Origin of the sequence: Priestia sp. SIMBA_032, assembly GCF_046535215.1 — a bacterium.
GTDB lineage: Bacteria > Bacillota > Bacilli > Bacillales > Bacillaceae_H > Priestia > Priestia aryabhattai.
Genome location: NZ_JAWRXD010000024.1, coordinates 15,405 through 32,763 on the forward strand (window position 1 = coordinate 15,405; position 17,359 = coordinate 32,763).

The 17,359-nt window shown below is 32.7% G+C and carries 16 protein-coding genes and 2 pseudogenes; 9 read left to right on the plus strand and 9 right to left on the minus strand.

Features of this window, described 5'->3' with window-relative positions; translation table 11 throughout:
• The first annotated feature begins 152 nt into the window (after window positions 1-152).
• Both SB717_RS29365 and SB717_RS29370 read left to right on the plus strand, forming a co-directional pair.
• Entirely contained in the window at window positions 153-419 is a 267-nt protein-coding gene (locus SB717_RS29365) for an NlpC/P60 family protein (protein ID WP_410906171.1), read from the plus strand.
• A complete protein-coding gene (locus SB717_RS29370) occupies window positions 319-552 on the plus strand; it encodes a C40 family peptidase (protein ID WP_410906102.1) in 234 nt (77 codons plus the stop codon). Before SB717_RS29365 ends, SB717_RS29370 begins: the two co-directional genes overlap by 101 nt.
• Before the next feature lie 228 nt (window positions 553-780).
• On the opposite strand, the gene msrA is transcribed toward SB717_RS29370, so the two are convergent.
• On the minus strand, window positions 781-1,749 hold the full coding sequence (gene msrA / locus SB717_RS29375; protein WP_410906104.1) for a peptide-methionine (S)-S-oxide reductase MsrA: 969 nt from the start codon (window positions 1,747-1,749) through the stop codon (window positions 781-783).
• A 415-nt stretch (window positions 1,750-2,164) separates the two neighbouring features.
• Here msrA and SB717_RS29380 point away from each other — a divergent pair, with 415 nt between their 5' ends.
• A complete protein-coding gene (locus SB717_RS29380) occupies window positions 2,165-2,623 on the plus strand; it encodes a hypothetical protein (protein WP_410906106.1) in 459 nt (152 codons plus the stop codon).
• A gap of 438 nt (window positions 2,624-3,061) precedes the next feature.
• On the opposite strand, the gene SB717_RS29385 is transcribed toward SB717_RS29380, so the two are convergent.
• Together SB717_RS29385 and SB717_RS29390 are read right to left on the minus strand one after the other, a co-directional pair.
• Window positions 3,062-4,024, minus strand: a complete 963-nt coding sequence (locus SB717_RS29385) for a DUF3231 family protein (RefSeq protein WP_410906108.1) — start codon at window positions 4,022-4,024, stop codon at window positions 3,062-3,064.
• Between the two features lie 666 nt (window positions 4,025-4,690).
• Complete coding sequence (locus tag SB717_RS29390) at window positions 4,691-5,332, minus strand: FMN-dependent NADH-azoreductase (protein WP_410906110.1); 642 nt, start codon at window positions 5,330-5,332, stop codon at window positions 4,691-4,693.
• A gap of 208 nt (window positions 5,333-5,540) precedes the next feature.
• Here SB717_RS29390 and SB717_RS29395 point away from each other — a divergent pair, with 208 nt between their 5' ends.
• A complete protein-coding gene (locus SB717_RS29395) occupies window positions 5,541-6,047 on the plus strand; it encodes an RrF2 family transcriptional regulator (protein ID WP_410906112.1) in 507 nt (168 codons plus the stop codon).
• A gap of 153 nt (window positions 6,048-6,200) precedes the next feature.
• Here SB717_RS29395 and SB717_RS29400 read toward each other — a convergent pair.
• Window positions 6,201-6,899 (minus strand): annotated as a pseudogene (locus SB717_RS29400) (aspartate/glutamate racemase family protein).
• Window positions 6,900-7,182: 283 nt separating this feature from the next.
• Between SB717_RS29400 and SB717_RS29405 the strand changes: the two are divergent.
• Window positions 7,183-7,971 carry a hypothetical protein gene (locus tag SB717_RS29405; RefSeq protein ID WP_410906114.1) on the plus strand — a complete coding sequence of 263 codons (789 nt, stop codon included), beginning with the start codon at window positions 7,183-7,185 and terminating at the stop codon, window positions 7,969-7,971.
• Between the two features lie 4 nt (window positions 7,972-7,975).
• Complete coding sequence (locus SB717_RS29410) at window positions 7,976-8,446, plus strand: hypothetical protein (protein WP_410906116.1); 471 nt, start codon at window positions 7,976-7,978, stop codon at window positions 8,444-8,446.
• Window positions 8,447-8,574: 128 nt separating this feature from the next.
• On the opposite strand, the gene SB717_RS29415 is transcribed toward SB717_RS29410, so the two are convergent.
• The 5 genes from SB717_RS29415 to SB717_RS29435 form a co-directional block, all read right to left on the minus strand.
• Entirely contained in the window at window positions 8,575-9,210 is a 636-nt protein-coding gene (locus tag SB717_RS29415; protein WP_410906118.1) for an MEDS domain-containing protein, read from the minus strand.
• Window positions 9,211-9,607: 397 nt separating this feature from the next.
• Window positions 9,608-10,774: an MFS transporter gene (locus SB717_RS29420; RefSeq protein WP_410906120.1), complete on the minus strand. Its 1,167-nt coding sequence runs from the start codon at window positions 10,772-10,774 to the stop codon at window positions 9,608-9,610.
• A 290-nt stretch (window positions 10,775-11,064) separates the two neighbouring features.
• Entirely contained in the window at window positions 11,065-11,493 is a 429-nt protein-coding gene (locus SB717_RS29425; RefSeq protein WP_410906122.1) for a GNAT family N-acetyltransferase, read from the minus strand.
• A 662-nt stretch (window positions 11,494-12,155) separates the two neighbouring features.
• The gene (gene corA / locus SB717_RS29430; protein WP_410906124.1) at window positions 12,156-13,115 is read right to left on the minus strand and encodes a magnesium/cobalt transporter CorA; all 960 of its coding nucleotides are present in this window, start codon (window positions 13,113-13,115) and stop codon (window positions 12,156-12,158) included.
• Window positions 13,116-13,161: 46 nt separating this feature from the next.
• Window positions 13,162-13,359, minus strand: coding sequence for a hypothetical protein (locus tag SB717_RS29435; RefSeq protein WP_410906126.1), 198 nt, complete (start codon window positions 13,357-13,359; stop codon window positions 13,162-13,164).
• A gap of 356 nt (window positions 13,360-13,715) precedes the next feature.
• Here SB717_RS29435 and SB717_RS29440 point away from each other — a divergent pair, with 356 nt between their 5' ends.
• The 3 genes and pseudogenes from SB717_RS29440 to SB717_RS29450 all read left to right on the plus strand — a co-directional run bounded on the left by SB717_RS29440 (window position 13,716) and on the right by SB717_RS29450 (window position 17,328).
• Window positions 13,716-13,973, plus strand: a complete 258-nt coding sequence (locus SB717_RS29440; RefSeq protein ID WP_410906128.1) for a hypothetical protein — start codon at window positions 13,716-13,718, stop codon at window positions 13,971-13,973.
• Between the two features lie 42 nt (window positions 13,974-14,015).
• Window positions 14,016-15,206 (plus strand): putative lipid II flippase FtsW, encoded by a 1,191-nt coding sequence (gene ftsW, locus SB717_RS29445; RefSeq protein ID WP_410906130.1) that lies wholly within the window; start codon window positions 14,016-14,018, stop codon window positions 15,204-15,206.
• 773 nt (window positions 15,207-15,979) lie between these two features.
• A pseudogene (locus SB717_RS29450) lies at window positions 15,980-17,328 on the plus strand (IS3 family transposase).
• The last annotated feature ends 31 nt before the right edge of the window (window positions 17,329-17,359 follow it).

A 17,359-nucleotide genomic window follows, 5' to 3' on the forward strand; every position in this document is an offset into this window, starting at 1 on the left:
CTCTATTATTTACGATGCAACAGTTTTTTCTTTGTTATGCAAATGTAGCAAAATAAACTGTGACCATTCTTTCTCAAATGGTTACCTTCGTTCAGTATCAAAAACCTGAATAGGAGTGTTGTCCATTGAAAAAAAAGCTAGTACCTATCATAATGACTTTTGGAGTTTTTATCCCGACTCAGGCATTTGCCGCAACGGGAGATAGAATTATCAAGACAGGCGAGAATTACCTTAGGCGGCCTTACTCATATGGAGCATCAATTGGTGACCTATCGAAATTCGATTGTTCATCATTTACAGCTCAGGTGTTTAAGGGAAATGGCATCACATTGCCGCGTGTTAGTAGTGATCAGGCGAAAACTAAATCCCCTTTTTGCAAGTTACTTGCAAAAAGGGGATTTAGTTTTTTACGATACTGATTACGATAGAATTGTAAACCACGTAGGGATTTATGAAAGTTCAAATAAGATGATTAATGCTACTTCTTCTAAAGGAGTATCTGACACGGACACAAATAATTCTTATTGGAAACCTCGCTATGTCTCCCCTTGAAGAGTTCTGCCAACAAAACAGCTAACTGTTCAGACAACTAAAACAACGAGTACTGCTAAAACAACTTATATAGTTGTAAAAGGAGAATTATTACGGAAGATTAGCAAGAAGTATAGAACAACAGTTGCTAAGCTAAAGTCAGCTAACAACCTTAAATCTGATTTGATCCGTATTAGTCAAAAATTACCCTTAAAAACATGTTTGCTAGTTTTAACAGGTGAACTCTAATTATCCACCATTATTCTTGAATATGTGAAGATATTCGCCATAACCTTCTTCGACAAGCTTTTCTTTTGGAATAAATCTTAATGCCGCGGAGTTAATACAATATCTTAGACCTCCTTGATCCTGTGGCCCATCCTCAAATACATGTCCCAAATGAGAATCTGAAGAATTACTTCTAACTTCTATACGTCTCATTCCATGAGAAGTATCTAGATTCTCTGATAACTCACTATTTTTTAATGGCTTAGTAAAGCTAGGCCATCCGCATCCAGAATCAAATTTGTCTAAGGAACTGTATAGAGGCTCACCCGAAACAATATCTACATAAATTCCTTCATCTTTTTTATCCCAATATTCATTTGTAAAGGGAGATTCTGTGCCGTTATTCTGTGTTACGTTGTATTGAATATCTGACAAGTTTGCAACAGCTTTTCTATGATTATTTTTCCAGTTTTCTCTAATGAATGATGCTCTACCGGATCCTTCTTTATATAATTGATAATGTAAAGAATTTTTTTTATAGTAGTCTTGGTGTTTTTCTTCAGCAGGATAAAAGGGTTTTGCAGGTAAAATTTCAGTGACAATGGGTTTGTTGAATTTTTTACTTTCTTCTAATTCAGACTTAGATAATTCAGCCAATTCTTTTTGTTTTTGGTTATGGTAAAATATGGCTGTTCGGTAGGATTCTCCTCTATCATTAAATTGTCCATTCGGATCCGTAGGATCAATTTGCTGCCAAAAAAGATTTAATAATTTTTTATATGGAAATATATTAGGGTCAAATTTTATTTGGACTGCTTCATAATGTCCTGTTTTATTTGAACAAACTTCATTATAAGTTGGATGCTCTTTATGCCCCCCTGTATATCCTGACACTATACTTATAATACCTGGAAGTTCATCGAATGGAGATACCATGCACCAAAAACAGCCCCCAGCAAAAGTGGCAATTTCATAATTGGTTGTAGTCATTTTAATCGCTCCTATTTCTAAAATTATTAAAGCAAGAGACTTTATTTAAACTTCCCTTCAATAATGTTCGATATTCAATTCATTTGAATTTCAACTACTTCCAATAAAAAATATATCTTTGATGCTTATTTATAAGCTATGCTCCTTCATCGGTTACGTAGGATTCTGTTTCCATTTCTGATGAAATTAAATGTAAAACATATTAAGTTTACTTTTTTCATATCAATTTCTTTTTATGTTATTTTTAGTCTATTTTTGTTAAACCACAAACCGTAAATAAACAAGTTGCAAATTGCAAATAATAAATTTATTACAATTTAAGTTAGAAAAGACATTTACTTTTTTATTACTTTTAAATTGTCTACTTTAAAAGAATGATACAGAAAAAATAATGTTGATTGGATAAGTGGTATTAATGAATGAAGATAAATTACAAAAGTTACTCTGGAGCATTGCCATACCGGGGTTTGGCCAGTTATTAAACAGAAAAATACTCAAAGGTATAATATTCATCTCCCTAGAATTTGTCATAAATTTTAATTCGAATTTAAATAACTCGATTATGTTAAGCTTTAATGGAAAAGTTAACGAAGCCATTGAAGTAACTAATTATCAATGGCTATTGTTTTATCCTTGTGTATATGTATTTGCTATGTGGGATGCAGTTAGAGAAGCAAAGGGTGAAAACCCTCCATTTTACTATCTTCCGTTTGTTTTGGGGGCTTATTTAGGAACAGTCGGTATTATTTATTCTAGGTCTTTAACTATTTTTACAATACTATTAGGACCGGTATTTTTAGGTATCATCTTTTTCTTTTTCGGTATATTATTAGGGAATTTCATAAGGTACATATTAAATAAAAAACGTTTTTAAGTATAATCAGTGACTGTAAAATACTCAATAACAGTGATTTAAAATTCCCTAATAATAACAGACAATCATTTCAAGACAACATCATGGATGGAGTGGAGAAACGGTACTGAAGATTGGAGAGTTTTATTAGAAGAAATATAAGCAATGGGATATGAAGGTCAACTGACAATATTAAGGGATTTTGTTTGTCCTCTTCGTAACCAACCAAAGAAGCAGGCAATTTTACGGCTTGAAACGCCACCTGGAAAACAAGCTCAAATGGGATTGGTATACGTTGGGAAGTATTTAGTCAATGATACGCTGCAAGATGTATGTGGATGTAGAATTCTGAATTCTACATCGTCGCAATATTGAAGGCATTTTTGGAAAAATTCAAAGTTTTCTTCTATGGATTCAACAAACTTTTCCATAATGTTGCACCTCTATTTTTTTATTCTTTTACTTATGCATCCAATTAGATAGAGGAGGTTCATTGAACCAATTTTTTCTTACTAATAACTTAAATCCTTTTTCTGAAAAGTCTTCGACCTGCTGGATTAATTCTTTTAATAAATTTACATGATCTCTTTTATAGCTAACTACTATAGCACTTTGTAAATTGGTTATTCCTACTGGATTTAGATACATAATCAAATTTGCTATTAGCTTATCTGAGAATGGCGAGGCTTCAATCTTATTAACGTGAGCCTCCAATCCAGTTGAGGTAGGGACACCGTTCTCCCTAAAGATATTCGATAAAGTAGAAGCTTGTTTAAATGCGATTTTTTCTCCCTCCAGTAAAAAATTTTTTATGTCATCATCCTTTACAACTTCAGAAAAACCAGCACAAAGAGCAACCCCCACATTATTGCATTCAAGAGAACTAAACATATGTGACAGTTCTACTGCATTAAGTGGTCTTTGCTGAGTTGATATAACTTTGAACAATTTCCCTTTTCTCTCTTCCGCATTTTTGTAAGAGAAAGAATTATTTTGTAGCATGCCTTTATCGCCTAACAACCCTAATAAAGAATAATCTATTTCAGTTAAAGTATCGAGAAGTTCTTTAAAAATTTTTTTAATTTTTAAATCAGTTAATTCCGAATACTGAAATGCAAGTTCTTTCAATCCGTTACCTGTTACATGTTTAAGAATTTCTGTAGTTAGTTGATCTGAAAATAACTTCGTATTTGAATTATATAAATCATCTTGGGTGTTGAAAAATGAGGTACTTTTAAATCCCTTTTCAGACAAAATTAAGTTAGCTGTTTGTTCTTGATGCGTTGATAATTCGTTTATTTGTTTTAGAATTTCTTTCACGTCAATATCTTCTGTAGTTCCAATAAGATATTTCAAAAATATGTTAATCATATTAGAACTTGATTGTAAGTACCAAAGAAAACCCAATTCATTTACATTCATTTTTTCTACCCCTATCAATTTATTTTCTCTACTTATATTTTCTAAAAACATGTTAACTTATTCATAACCTTTTTCTTTCAGGTGAATACTAATAACTAAATTTTTTGATAAATTCTTAATTACTTTATTAGAGAAATACCTTTTGTAATCATACGTTAGATATTGATTCACTAGGATGATCGCTTCCTTTGTATATTTATTATTTCATACCTTATCTTTTCATAAATATTTTAATTATGTAACAACATTTATTTAAACTAAAAAACCTCTTGATTCTTTTAAGTAAATAGTAAAGTATTTTCGTTATAGGTACTTTACTATTCATTTAATGGATCGTGAAATATAGGTGAAAGAAAAAATGTTTCTTTCTAAGTAGAGCCGATTACAAGATTTACTATATGTAAGTTTACGTAATCATAACTAATCACTCAATACCGGAAAGTCTTCTTCGTATAAGTTTATTTCTCTAATATCCTCATTTGTATGAAAATGGCGTTAAGCTTGCAGAAAAGCTTGCCCTACTTGATGACTAACTTAGGTTTCCACTGATTTTGGATTCGCAGTAATGTATAAAACTTTTGCCATATTAAACCTAACTCTCCCTTGGTTAAATAAAGGAAATGTCAAATGGTTGATTCATTTGACATTTCCTTTATTGAATTATTTTTATTTTTCCGCCAATCTTGAAGCAGCTACTTCCACTTCTTTATATGCTTTTTCTACTACCTCATTTGAATCTAATACATTCGTTCCTTGTACACGAACGATTTGATAATCTTCAATACCAAGGAAATTAAACATTGATTTTAGGTATTTGTGAGAGTATTCAACTTCTGTATACCAATCATTATTTGTATAGATTCCTCCACTTGCTTGAATAACAAGCAATCTTCGTCCGTCTTTAAGTAAACCCACTGATCCAGTTTCCGTATATTTAAATGTCTCACGCGCGATCATAATATTATCCATATAGTCTTTTAATTTTGATGGGATATTAAAATTATGCAAAGGCAAAACGATTACATACGTATCTGCACTCTTAAATTGGTGTAAAACCTCAGACATACGATCCGTTACTTCTTTCTCTTGGCTCGTTAGCCCTTGTCCATTTCGTTGTTTTTCCCATGCACTTAATACTGTTTTATCTACCATTGGTACTATATCACTGTATAGATTAATTTGCTCAATTGTTTCATTATTAGGAATTAATTCTTTATAAGCTGTTAAAAAGTGATGAAAAACCTTCAAGCTATATGAAGAAGTATCATCCACTTTCGGATGTGCATTAATGATAAGAGTTTTATTCATTTGTCTTTCTCCTTTAATGTGCATTTTAATCTTAAATTGAAGACTATTTTAATCGGCGATTAATTTTGTCTCTAATATAAACCCTATGATTATTTTTGTCAAATAAAAAAATAATATACTGTAACAGATTTCTTCTATTTGACAAACACTCAAAATACTCCTAAGATACAATTTGATAACCCTTAAAACCAAAAGCAGGTGAGTTTATATGCAGTATAGCGTCGGGGTTGAATATGCATTACATTGTCTTGTTTATTTAATTGATACGCCTTCAAAAGAAAGTGTGGGAATAAAAGATTTAGCAGAATTCCAAGGACTTTCGGAGACATTTCTTTCGAAAGTTTTCGGTAAATTATCTAAGGCTGGTATTGTAAGTTCCGTTCCTGGTGTAAAGGGAGGATATAGATTAGCTAAGTCCCCAGAAGAGATTTCTTTTTGGGATGTAATAGAAGCTGTCGAAGGACCCAAACCTATTTTCCAATGTAAAAATATTGTACAAAACGGTATATTATATCAAGACAAGGACTGTAGTTCCTGTGAATCCAGCAATTCTACTTGTACAATTAATTTGGCCATGCTTGAGGCAGAAGAACAGATGCGTGAATTTCTTCGTCATAAAACTCTTGCATGGTTAGATAAAGAACTTAACCGGGTTTTACCTGAGAAGCAAAGAACAGATACGCGAGAATACTTCGCAAAAAAAAGCACTAACTGAATCGCCTTGACGAATTAGTTAGTGCTTTTTTAATTATTTCGACTACAAATTAACTGTTACGTTATATAGGTTTAGTTAACATAAAACCACTTATAGGAAACCTTTGTTCTGAAGAATATGATACTTAGTCTATTTTTTTAACTGTTTATTTTCTTAGGGTATCCCTAACGCCCAATCAACTGCTGCTTGTGCATGTATTTCAGTTGTATCAAATATAGGTATCGAGATATCATTCTAATTAATTAGTAAGGGAATTTCAGTACAACCTAATATAACTCCTTCTATCCCATCGTTGATTAAACCATTTATAATTTTTTTATACGCACTTTTGGAATCTGCGTTAATTCTCCCTAAGTATAATTCTTTGTAAATAATGTCATGTACAATTTGACGTTCTTCTTCACTGGGGATATTAACTTTAAGATTATGGTTAGCTGTAAGTCGTCCTTTATAAAAATTCTCTTCCATTGTAAACTTTGTTCCAAGTAATCCTATTCTACTAATCTCTTGATCTTTTATTTTCATAGCCGTAGCATCTGCAATATGTAAGATGGGAATACTAATATGTTGCTGAATCTCACTTGCCATTTTATGCATAGTATTTGTACAGATAACTAAAAAGTCGGCTCCACCTTTTTCGATATATTGAGCTCCTTTAATCATTAATTCTGTTGCTTCATCCCACCTATCATTATGTTGTAATTTTTTTATTTCTTCAAAGTCTACAGAGTACATCATACTTTTAGCAGAGTGATGTCCTCCTAACTTTCTATTTACTGTTTGATTAATAATTCTGTAGTACTCACTTGATGATTCCCAACTCATTCCACCTAATAGGCCTATTGTTTTCAATTTTCCTAACCTCCTTTATAGAGAATATTACTACAAATTAGGTTTCTTTCAGCGTGAACATCATATACAACGGTAGTTACTATAATGAGTATTCTCAGAAATAACATATGAAAAGGATCTTTATGGAAAAATAAAGGGCTTTTTTTTGTTAAAGGACTCTTCATTACTGGCAAGGATTAGATTTATATCAGTTAATTGAATCAGAATAAATAAACCAGAGCATGTTAAATATGGATGGTAGGTATAAAAAGTATATTTTCTTAGCATCCATAGGAGATCGTAAATGAATAATTATAAAAATGACAACACTGCAAGACGCTATATTGCTCACGTTAGTATATTTGGAACGACTCAAATCCATTTAAGAAATCCCTACATTATTGCCTGGTGGTCAGCAGCTTTTCCTGGTTTTGGGCACTTGCTTTTGTCTAAATACCTTCGAGGCTTTGTATTATTTATATGGGAGGTCATCATAAATCTTCAATCACATGTAAACCAGGCTATGATTTATTCTATTCAAGGGAACATTGATATGGCAAAAGAGGTACTTAATACAAGATGGCTTCTTATTTATATTCCAGTTTATATTTTTGCTATATGGGATAGTTACCGAACAACCGTTGATTTAAATAAGATCTATCTGTTAGCTGAAAGGGAAAATCATCGTTTCAACTCCTTTAGTATAGGAGCCATGGAAATAAACTATTTAGATAAACGGAATCCCATCTTATCCATTGTATGGTCCGTATTCATGCCGGGTCTAGGACAACTCTATATTCATCGTATCATTGCTGGTTTCTTTGTCATCATTTGGGCAGTCATTTTCTTTTATTATTCTCATCTTCTTGAGAGTGTTTCTCTTCTGTTCTTAGGAGAAATACAACGAGCTACTTCCACTTTAGATGCAGAATGGTTGTTATTTTTCCCCTCTTTGTATGGTTTTGCTATCTTTGATTCTTATATGAATACGGTTGAGAATAATAAACTTGTTGAAAGAGAGCAGAAAAACTTCTTCGAGAAAATGTACCAGCACCCAAGCTTTTGTATTAGAAAAGGAAAAAAGGTGAAATGAAAATATGCAAATCTTTTCTACATTTGAATACTCCAGTTACATAGAGTTAGCTGTTTCAGAGCTAGAAAGAACAGGAATCAAGAAAGAAGACATATTTATCGTTCCTCTCAATAATCGAACAGAAGCTCGTCGGATTTTTGATAGCCTTCATCGAGCAGATGGTGTTTCTCTTATTGATTTAGGAATGGCTCTAGCCACAGCCTTTTCAGTCATTGGTGCAAGTATTGGTTTTAAACTAAGCTGGGGCCCTATTTATTGGGGGATTATTAGCGCTTTTATCGGATTTATCTTAGGATTAGGAATTAAACTATTTATGTTTAAAGTAATCAAGAAAAATCAACGGCTTCTACGTGGCAAACATTCGGAAGTCATACTCATTGTTGATTGTAATGCTATAGATGCCGAAGTGGTTGAACAAATTTTGTGGAAAAATCTTGCCTTAGGTGTTTCAAAAGTTCCATCAGATGGCTTTTAAAAATAAGTTACGCCATATAATATAATGGCGAGATATAAGATGAATTAATTACTATTCAGGATTAGAGACAACTTCCTTAACGCATGGGGGGAGTTTTTCTGTTTTTAAGCTATATATGGTATACATCTTTAGTTAACATAATGAATGATATAGGAACCATAAAAGCCATGAATATATAGATTCATGGCCACACTTTTAATAAATTCACCCATTATAAAGGGGAGAAATAAAAAGTTATCATCTGTCATAATATATTGATGTAATTGCTGCAGAGTAGTATCCAAAGTAGAAGATAAAGAATCAGCAGCATATGCACAAACGGAAATCATACCTTCTTCTTTAACAAAATTATCGGCAGTTGATTCAAATTCTTCTAGTAAAAGAACATCTGGTTCCTCTGAAGCCCATTCTACGTGGGCCCATGTCCTTATCAATGTATTTTTCTTTTTCAATCTAGACAAATCATCTTGAAAATGCGCAAGAATTGTTTTGGTATGAAAATCACCATTTGCCAAGTAATAATCAAAATTATTCACTAAACGAATCGCTTTTTTTTGTTGAGGACTAAACTCTTCATCAATGTTAGTTTTTATTTGAGGAAGTGTCCTCATACTCTCAATTATCAATATATGTTGCTTACTTTCTAATCCACTCCTGATAAAACTCATTAAATTATTTATGTAAAATTGTTTATCTTTAAAACGATAAAAGACATGGCCTTTATCAAATTTTTTGGAACTAGATATAGAATTAATTGTTTTCATAGTTCACCTCAGAATAATTTTAGCAAAAATTCCTAAAAATCTATAGGGGAATAAGATATTCTTATTTGCGATAATTTTACATATTACAATGTTGAATGTCCTTTAATATATTGAGTAAATTATTCAAGCTGAAATAAAGCATCAGTTTAACATCTATATTTCAACAACGAGAAAAAAATACTGATCATTAGTTATTTCTATTTTTAAAGTGTATATGATATGCAAAGTTAGTTACCATAATCACTCTTTCCGGAAGCAAACAGGCGAAAGAACCCTTATGAGAGTAAGGGTTTCAACGAGAAGTAGACTCCCTTTCGGAGCTATCTAGGACATTTTAGTCTTTTTACTTAATAAAAGTGTTTGATAATAAAATAAAAAGACCTCCTTGTGAGGTCTTTTATCTACTAATAAAAGTTGTTTTTTCCTTTAACAACTTTCTTTTTTGGGTGCTAATTATAAAACTTAAAACAGCAGCAATACTACAAGCATATGGAAGAGTAGAATATCCCCAATTCGATATAACGTAACCTCCAAGCATTGACCCAAGGGTAATACCAACATATAGAGCTGTATTGTTCCATGCCATTACAATTCCCCGTTCCAAAGGATACTCAACAGCTAATCGAGCTTGATAAGATGTGAACCCTGCATATCCAACTAAAGCCCATATAAACATAAAGAAATACAACCAATCACCGGATGAGAAAAATACGCCTAAGCAAAGGAGTATTAGGATCAATACAATCAATGTATTTATAGAAATTTTTCTTTCCCCAAATTTATCAGTTAATTGTCCACTTGAAAGGCTCCCTAAAACCGCACCAATACCGTAAAAGGTAACAGCTAATGCAATTTCTGCCGATGAAAATCCACTATTAAAGTGTAAGGCTGCACCTAAATAAACATAGAGGGTGTACATTGAAATGGCCCAAATGGTAGTTACGCTTACGGAACCAAGTATTTTTATTAGATTTCCTTTTAATAAATTTGTTGTTAGTTCATTACTAGGAACAAACTTCCATGCTTTAAAATTTACAAACATCAATATAACTCCTAGTGTGGCCATTACAATAAATACAGAACGCCAACCGAGAAAATGTTCCAATAATGTACCGAGTGGTGTTCCAGCCCAAAGGGCTGTTAAGTGACCAGAAACAACGATTGAAAGCCATGTTCCCCTTCGACCTGGTGGTGCGATATCTCCGATGATAGCGTATATTAAAGGGGTAATTGAAGCTACTGAGAATCCAGCTAAAATACGGCTAACAATCAACCACAAAAAGGATGGGGCACAGGCAGTTAGGATATTAGAAGCAGCAAACAGTAATAAACCCAATGTAATCAAAGATCTTCTGCCCTTTTTATCTGAGAGCCACCCAAAGAATGGAGCTGAAAAAGCATACGTAATCGCAAAGACCGTTACCATCCATCCAGCCGTGGCTGAACTAATTTTATATGCTTGTGAAATGAATGGTAATAATGGAGATACAACAAATAAGTCAGTCCCCATTAAGAATAAAGTAATCCATCCGACACTTAAACTTAATCTTCCCTGTCCCTTCATCACATTCCCCCTATAATGTCATATTTCATGTATATTCTCTAAGTGTATCCTCTATACAAATTTAGTTAACATAACCATGATAGGAATCACCAAAAGAGAAGAATCCATATATACAAAGGGTTCTAGATATATCAAAATTTATCGTTTATGCACGATATCAAGAATAACGTTAAGAAACGTAGATTTTATGTCCAAAACGCAACTTCAAACTAAAAAAGGCGAATTCCCTGGACATTTTCAAAGGGAACTGAATTTTTTCTTTGACTTCTACAAGTAAAGAACTCCGTTTGTTAAAGGGACATTTGAAAATGATGACAAGTAATATCTAATCCACCTTTAAGGTAGAATCTATGTGCATCATGTCTATGAACACCAGAATCTAAATGAAATTGTTCACACTCATTTTCCTTTGCTTGACTTATTAGCCAATCCCATAGGATTTTTGCATATCCTTTTCGACGGCTTTTTTCATTTGTAATTAAATCATCTACATAAAAATAATTTCCCCAAGCTAAAGATTCAGTAATCCTATATCCAGCAGCTGCTTTAATTTCATCATTTTCAATAACAGCAACTAAATTAAAATCATATTTACCCTGCAAACGTTTAATTTTTCCTATAAATTTATCTTCAGTTAAATGTGGCCGTAGTTGTTTAAAAGTGCTAAAAGTAGACAGTATTTCTGAATCTGATTTCATTATTTTCACAGTTGGTTGCATGGTATTTCCTCCTTAATAAAGCCTTTGAAATTGCTGATATCAATATAAGAAATTTTATAATGCAAACTGACATTTAAAAAGGGACAATTATAAAAAAATGAACATGTCAGAGGTGACTGCAAATAAAAAATACTATGATACGTTACTGAAAAAACTCCTGGTCAACGACAGGAGTTTTTTCTCTTTTTATGCTGTATATGGTATACAATATTAGTTACCATAATGTGATTTATCAGAAGCAAAATAAGTTTTATTAAAAATAATCATATTTTATGTTTCATTTTCGGTTAAAGGGGTAAAGTACTCTGATGGATTGGAATTTTACAAGAAACAGTCTTTTTAGATCTGTTTCTTTTTTTATTTAAAATTTTAAAAAGAATAATAAATAGCAACATGAGCAAACTACCCAAGATACTGCAAAGTGTCAAGACAACATTGCGATTACTGTATAGAAAAGGCTGCCTCTTTTGACGGGGAAGAGTCTGCCTTTTTCTGTTTTTAAGCTGTATATCGTATACGTTTATAGTTAACATAATCACTATTTCCTGAAGACCCGAAAAAAGAGAACCCATACGCCCCAAGGGTTCGAAGAATTTCTCTTTTTCTTTTTTATGCAACTTTTTATTTAAAAAATTATTAGAAAGGCTTCCTTCCAGCTCTTCCTACTTACTGACATTGAACCAGCCTTTTCGTTTAAACCAGAGAATCATACCGATGGTCATTAAAACCATAACTCCTAAAACAATATAATATCCGTAGTGCCAGTGAAGTTCAGGCATATGATCAAAGTTCATTCCATATACCCCTACAACAAATGTAAGGGGGATGAAAATAGAGGAGATAATGGTTAATGTCATCATAATCGAGTTCATCCGATTGGCGTTAAGTGAAAGGTAATTATCTCTCATATCTGATGTCATATCTCGATTAGCTTCCACCATGCTTGTTAATTTTATCAAGTGGTCATAGATGTCATTGAAATAGGCTTTCTGCTCCGCAGGTATATGTAAACGTTCAGAATTAATAATTCGATATAGCAGATCACGCATAGGAAGAATGGTTTTTCTGAGCTTTAATAAATCACTTCGGATATCAAAAACGTCATTCATTAGTAAAGCAATTGATTTTTTAGCATCTCTGCTTTCAATTTCATTTAATTTATCCTCAATTTCATACACAATTGGGAAGTAATCATCCACTAATTGGTCTAGAACCGCATAAGCAATATAGGACACTCCTTTATTAAATCCACTATGATGTTGTAAAAGGCGTTGTTGTACTGTTTTAATACTGATTACCGGTTTAAAGTGAAAGGTCACTAAATAATTTTCTCCAATAAATAAGTCTACTTCTTCAACATCTAACGTGTTGCTGTTTAAATAATGAAGAACTAAAAAGCTGTAACCCTCATAATAATCAAGTTTAGGACGTTGCAATAAGTGAAGACAATCTTCGATAGCTAGAGGGTGAAAGTGGAAAAACGTCTCTAACACTTTTGCTTCTTCCTCAGATGGAGAGGCAAGGTCTACCCAGAACCACTTAATCGAAGGATCAGACAAGTGATCAAGGGGTATATCTTCTTTGACCTGTAGGTCTTGTGTGATAGCTATTGTTCGAATCATACTGCTGCTCCTCTATGTGATTAATGTTTCTATACATTATAGTATGTTACATAAAATAAACGATTAATCCAACTGCTAACAAGGCAATGAAATCTTTCTGATATTTTCTTCTCTTTTCTTCACTTGTATCTTTATTTTTCCCAAAATATTTATCTATAAAAATAATAATACACAGAAGGAGGAAACTAAGGATGATGTCCAGTGTTAAGAAATGAAAGAAATGATCTGTAGTAGTCAATGACATAGTAATTCTCCTTATTTCTCACGTTTAAGTGTGAGAATACTAAATAAGTCTCTCTTCATATTTTAATTAGGTACAAAAAGTACTAAAATCAATGTAGCTGTATAATAACGAATAGCATAAAAAAGAAAAGATTCGTTTTTTATTGTTTTCTTTATCCTAATGTCTATAATTAAATCATTCAAAACAACTTATTATATACCAAAACGTTCTATATGTCCTAATTTGTTGGAAGAAAGAGGATTATTAACCTTAAAAACAGGAACGTCTAAGAATAATATAAGTTAATAAGGTGAGACGGAGAGGAAAGAATAAAGCGTAACTAAATATAATAAAAGACATAGTAGTGGGAGATTTTCATGAAATACGCACAAATTTTTATTGATAATCGCATTCGAAATGCAACGTTGATTGTATTGCTTATTTGTATGAGTATAGCTTGGCTGTTTGATAGCGATTACTGGTACAATATAGCCGTTCTTATGGTTTCAGTATCTTTTCTCTTACATAGTATAAATGATTATATCGTCGGAAAGAACAAAGCACGAGGAACTGTTATTATACTATTGAGTGTTCTTTTTACTCTATATAATCTACTAAGAATTTTTGTTTTATGATAAAAATAAGATTCTTACACTTGCAAGGAACGAGGAGTTTTTATGTTTAAGAAAATAGTAAAATGTTATGATTACAAATTTATTGCAGCCTTAATTGTTCTAAGCCTCATAGGTTTAGTCATGGTTTACAGTGCTAGTATGGTAACGGCGGTTAGTCGTTACGGTGTTGAAGGGGATTATTTTTATCAAAAGCAAAAACTTGCTCTGATAGCAGGATTCTTCTTTTTCTGTGTTTCTGCCTTTATTCCCTATAAAATTTATCGAGAGAAAAAAGTATTAAAAATCTTATTAATAACAGTGATTACACTTCTTGCCTTGGTCCTTATTTTTGGACATACCGCGGGAAATGCACAAAGTTGGCTTATACTGGGCCCGATTAGAATACAACCACTAGAATTTACAAAACTAACGATCATTGTATATTTATCGGCTGTTTTTGCGAATAAACAAGAGTATATCAATGATCTAAAGCGCGCTATTATTCCACCTATTCTTATCGTATTTTTTATTTGTTTCTTAATTGCTTTACAACCCGATTACGGTGGAATTCTCCTTATTTTAGGTACAGTTGCAGCTATTGTCTTATGTTCAGGTATCTCTAGAAAATCCATGCTAAAGATTGCTTTACTAGGAGTAGTAGGTGTGATCATTATGCTCATCGTTTTATTAGTAACAGGACAGATGGCTACCGTTTTTTCTCCTGTTCGTTTGGCTCGTTTCACTGGTTTTCTCCATCCTTTTGCGAATCAGCAAGGAGATGGCTACCAATTGGTTAACTCCTACCTAGCTATAGGAACTGGGGGACTAGCTGGTCAAGGGTTAGGACAAGGTATTCAAAAGGCTGGTTATCTACCTGAGTCTCATACAGATTTTATTATGGCAGTTATTGCTGAGGAATTAGGTTTTTGGGGAGTGCTGCTTGTATTAGGATTGCTATTTTTTATTATTTTACAAGGCTTAAAAATTGCTAAAAGATGCAACGATCCTTTTGGCGCCTTATTAGCCATTGGTATTTCCGTTATGATTGGTATTCAAGCATTTGTTAACCTAGGAGCAGTAACGGGACTTCTTCCTATTACAGGTGTAACGTTACCTTTTGTAAGTTATGGTGGTTCTTCTCTTACATTGCTTATGTTTGCTGTAGGAGTACTAGCGAATATATCCATGTTTAATAAATTTGAAAAGAAATATAAAAACAAAGTAACAGATCCGAGGGAACTGAAAAGTGTCTAATGATTCACATAAATGACATTTCCATAAAAATTATGGAGCATAAAATAAAATGATAAACAAAAGGCACTGGTTAAGATCCAGTGTCTTTTGTTTATGGAAGGAGGTTAGGTTTGTAGTATTGCTAAAGGAATAAAAAGATCTATTAGAAATCCTCTTATGTACGATTCATATACTTTCCTAAAAATCTTTATGTAGAAGATAAAAATTATTCCCTTCGAAAAAATTGCAAGGCGCTATAAACGATCCATAGAAAACAGGCCACCATAACTTGTTTTTCTATGCAAAGAATAATTGTCCATAGGATCACTAAAGTTAAAATAGGAATAGATAACTTTCTTATCATTCACACCTTTCCTTTCTTCATTATTCTCCTATCTATATTCATGAAAACGTAGTGAATTGCCTTTTTTGTGCAAAAAAAAGACGCCTATTATGGCGCCTATATCCAACGAAATAGTTTGGAAAAGGGGAAAGATGTTAACTCTAAGAATTAACATGATCTTATTTGGTCTTTACCCTTTTTAAAAGAAAAAAAACAATTGATATACAGAGCTCTAGTTAACATAAAACACATTTTCGGAACACATTAAGTATCTATGCAAGAGGATATTGCAAATCTGCTATGTAAAGGTTGCATAACTGCTGCAACCTTTGAGCAAACTACTCAAGAGAGGTATCACTTTTAATACCTTGATGCGTTACTGAAAAAACTCCTGGTCTGAACTGCGCCCCAATTGTTAGACATAATCTAACCAATTGGAGGCGCAGTTTTTATGAAGAGATTTTCAGAAGAAGAGAAACTAATGGCTGTGAAAAAATACTTATCTAATCAAGGGTCTTTTAAAAGAATCGGAGATTCTATAGGGGCAGATGAAGGAGATGTGCGCAGTTGGGTTCAACGCTTTCAATATCATGGGAACGAAGCGTTTAAAAATTCCTATGCAAGGTACTCAGTAAAAGATAAACTAGATGTACTCACCTATATGAAAGAACAGGGTACGTCAATAAGAGAAACAGCTGCTATCTTCAATATTAAATCTAGAAGAACGCTTAAAAGGTGGCAAACTCTTTATGAGAATGGTGGTATTGATGCCCTAAAACCTAAGGGAAAGAGGCGTCCATCCTTGAAGAAGATAAAGAATAAACAAGAAAACCCTACTACTCAATCAATTGATGCTCTACAAGCTGAGCTAGAATATTTACGTGCAGAGAATGCTTATTTAAAAAAGTTGAAGTCCTTAGTTCAGAAAACATCTCTACACGAGAAAAAGCAGAAGTAGTACACGAACTAAGGAAACAATTTGACTTAAAATTACTACTACTTGTATCTAACCTTGCGCGCAGTACCTATTATTATTGGGTAAATGCTTCTTCCAATCGTATTGATAAATATGGAGATATGAAAAACCTTATCCAAGATATATTTCATCATCATAAGGGACGTTATGGATATCTTCGTATTACGCTAGAACTTAGACGCCAAGGCTATGTACTAAATCATAAAACTGTACGTCGTTTAATGAAAGAACTAGGATTAAAATGTTTAGTTCGAGTGAAAAAGTATCGTTCTTATAAAGGAAATGTTGGAGAAACAGCTCCTAATGTCCTGCAGCGTGATTTTTAAGCTACTCAGCCTAATCAAAAATGGGTAACAGATGTGACAGAGTTTCACCTGTTTGGCAAAAAGCTTTATTTATCCCCTATACTGGATCTTTTTAACGGTGAAATTATCTCTTATCACATTGAATCAAAGCCTATCTATCCTTTGGTAGGTAAGATGCTTGATCAAGCATTAAAATGCTTAAAACAGGGAGAAAAAGTCATTCTCCATTCAGACCAGGGTTGGCACTATAGAATGTCGAAGTACAAAAAAGCACTCCAACAAAATAATATTATTCAAAGTATGTCCCGTAAGGGTAACTGTCTAGATAATGCCGTCATAGAGAATTTCTTTGGCTTATTGAAGTCAGAGCTTTTATACCTTCAACAATTTAAAGATATGGACCATTTTGAGAGAGAGCTAAAAGAATATATACATTACTACAATAACATTCGAATTAAGGAAAAATTGAAAGGCATGAGTCCAGTCGAATACCGTACTCATGCCAACTACGTTGCTTAAATATTAATTGTCTAACTTTTTGGGTTCAGTT

What these genes read in the sequence shown, in the direction of transcription:
- ftsW (WP_410906130.1), top strand. Translation starts at nt 14,016, where the DNA reads ATGTTTAAGAAAATAGTAAAATGTTATGATTACAAATTTATTGCAGCC.
- SB717_RS29415 (WP_410906118.1), bottom strand. Translation starts at nt 9,210, where the DNA reads ATGAAAACAATTAATTCTATATCTAGTTCCAAAAAATTTGATAAAGGC.
- SB717_RS29405 (WP_410906114.1), top strand. Translation starts at nt 7,183, where the DNA reads ATGAATAATTATAAAAATGACAACACTGCAAGACGCTATATTGCTCAC.
- SB717_RS29395 (WP_410906112.1), top strand. Translation starts at nt 5,541, where the DNA reads ATGCAGTATAGCGTCGGGGTTGAATATGCATTACATTGTCTTGTTTAT.
- SB717_RS29425 (WP_410906122.1), bottom strand. Translation starts at nt 11,493, where the DNA reads ATGCAACCAACTGTGAAAATAATGAAATCAGATTCAGAAATACTGTCT.
- msrA (WP_410906104.1), bottom strand. Translation starts at nt 1,749, where the DNA reads ATGACTACAACCAATTATGAAATTGCCACTTTTGCTGGGGGCTGTTTT.
- SB717_RS29370 (WP_410906102.1), top strand. Translation starts at nt 319, where the DNA reads ATGGCATCACATTGCCGCGTGTTAGTAGTGATCAGGCGAAAACTAAAT.
- SB717_RS29420 (WP_410906120.1), bottom strand. Translation starts at nt 10,774, where the DNA reads ATGAAGGGACAGGGAAGATTAAGTTTAAGTGTCGGATGGATTACTTTA.
- SB717_RS29390 (WP_410906110.1), bottom strand. Translation starts at nt 5,332, where the DNA reads ATGAATAAAACTCTTATCATTAATGCACATCCGAAAGTGGATGATACT.
- SB717_RS29380 (WP_410906106.1), top strand. Translation starts at nt 2,165, where the DNA reads ATGAATGAAGATAAATTACAAAAGTTACTCTGGAGCATTGCCATACCG.
- SB717_RS29440 (WP_410906128.1), top strand. Translation starts at nt 13,716, where the DNA reads ATGAAATACGCACAAATTTTTATTGATAATCGCATTCGAAATGCAACG.
- SB717_RS29410 (WP_410906116.1), top strand. Translation starts at nt 7,976, where the DNA reads ATGCAAATCTTTTCTACATTTGAATACTCCAGTTACATAGAGTTAGCT.
- SB717_RS29435 (WP_410906126.1), bottom strand. Translation starts at nt 13,359, where the DNA reads ATGTCATTGACTACTACAGATCATTTCTTTCATTTCTTAACACTGGAC.
- SB717_RS29365 (WP_410906171.1), top strand. Translation starts at nt 153, where the DNA reads ATGACTTTTGGAGTTTTTATCCCGACTCAGGCATTTGCCGCAACGGGA.
- corA (WP_410906124.1), bottom strand. Translation starts at nt 13,115, where the DNA reads ATGATTCGAACAATAGCTATCACACAAGACCTACAGGTCAAAGAAGAT.
- SB717_RS29385 (WP_410906108.1), bottom strand. Translation starts at nt 4,024, where the DNA reads ATGAATGTAAATGAATTGGGTTTTCTTTGGTACTTACAATCAAGTTCT.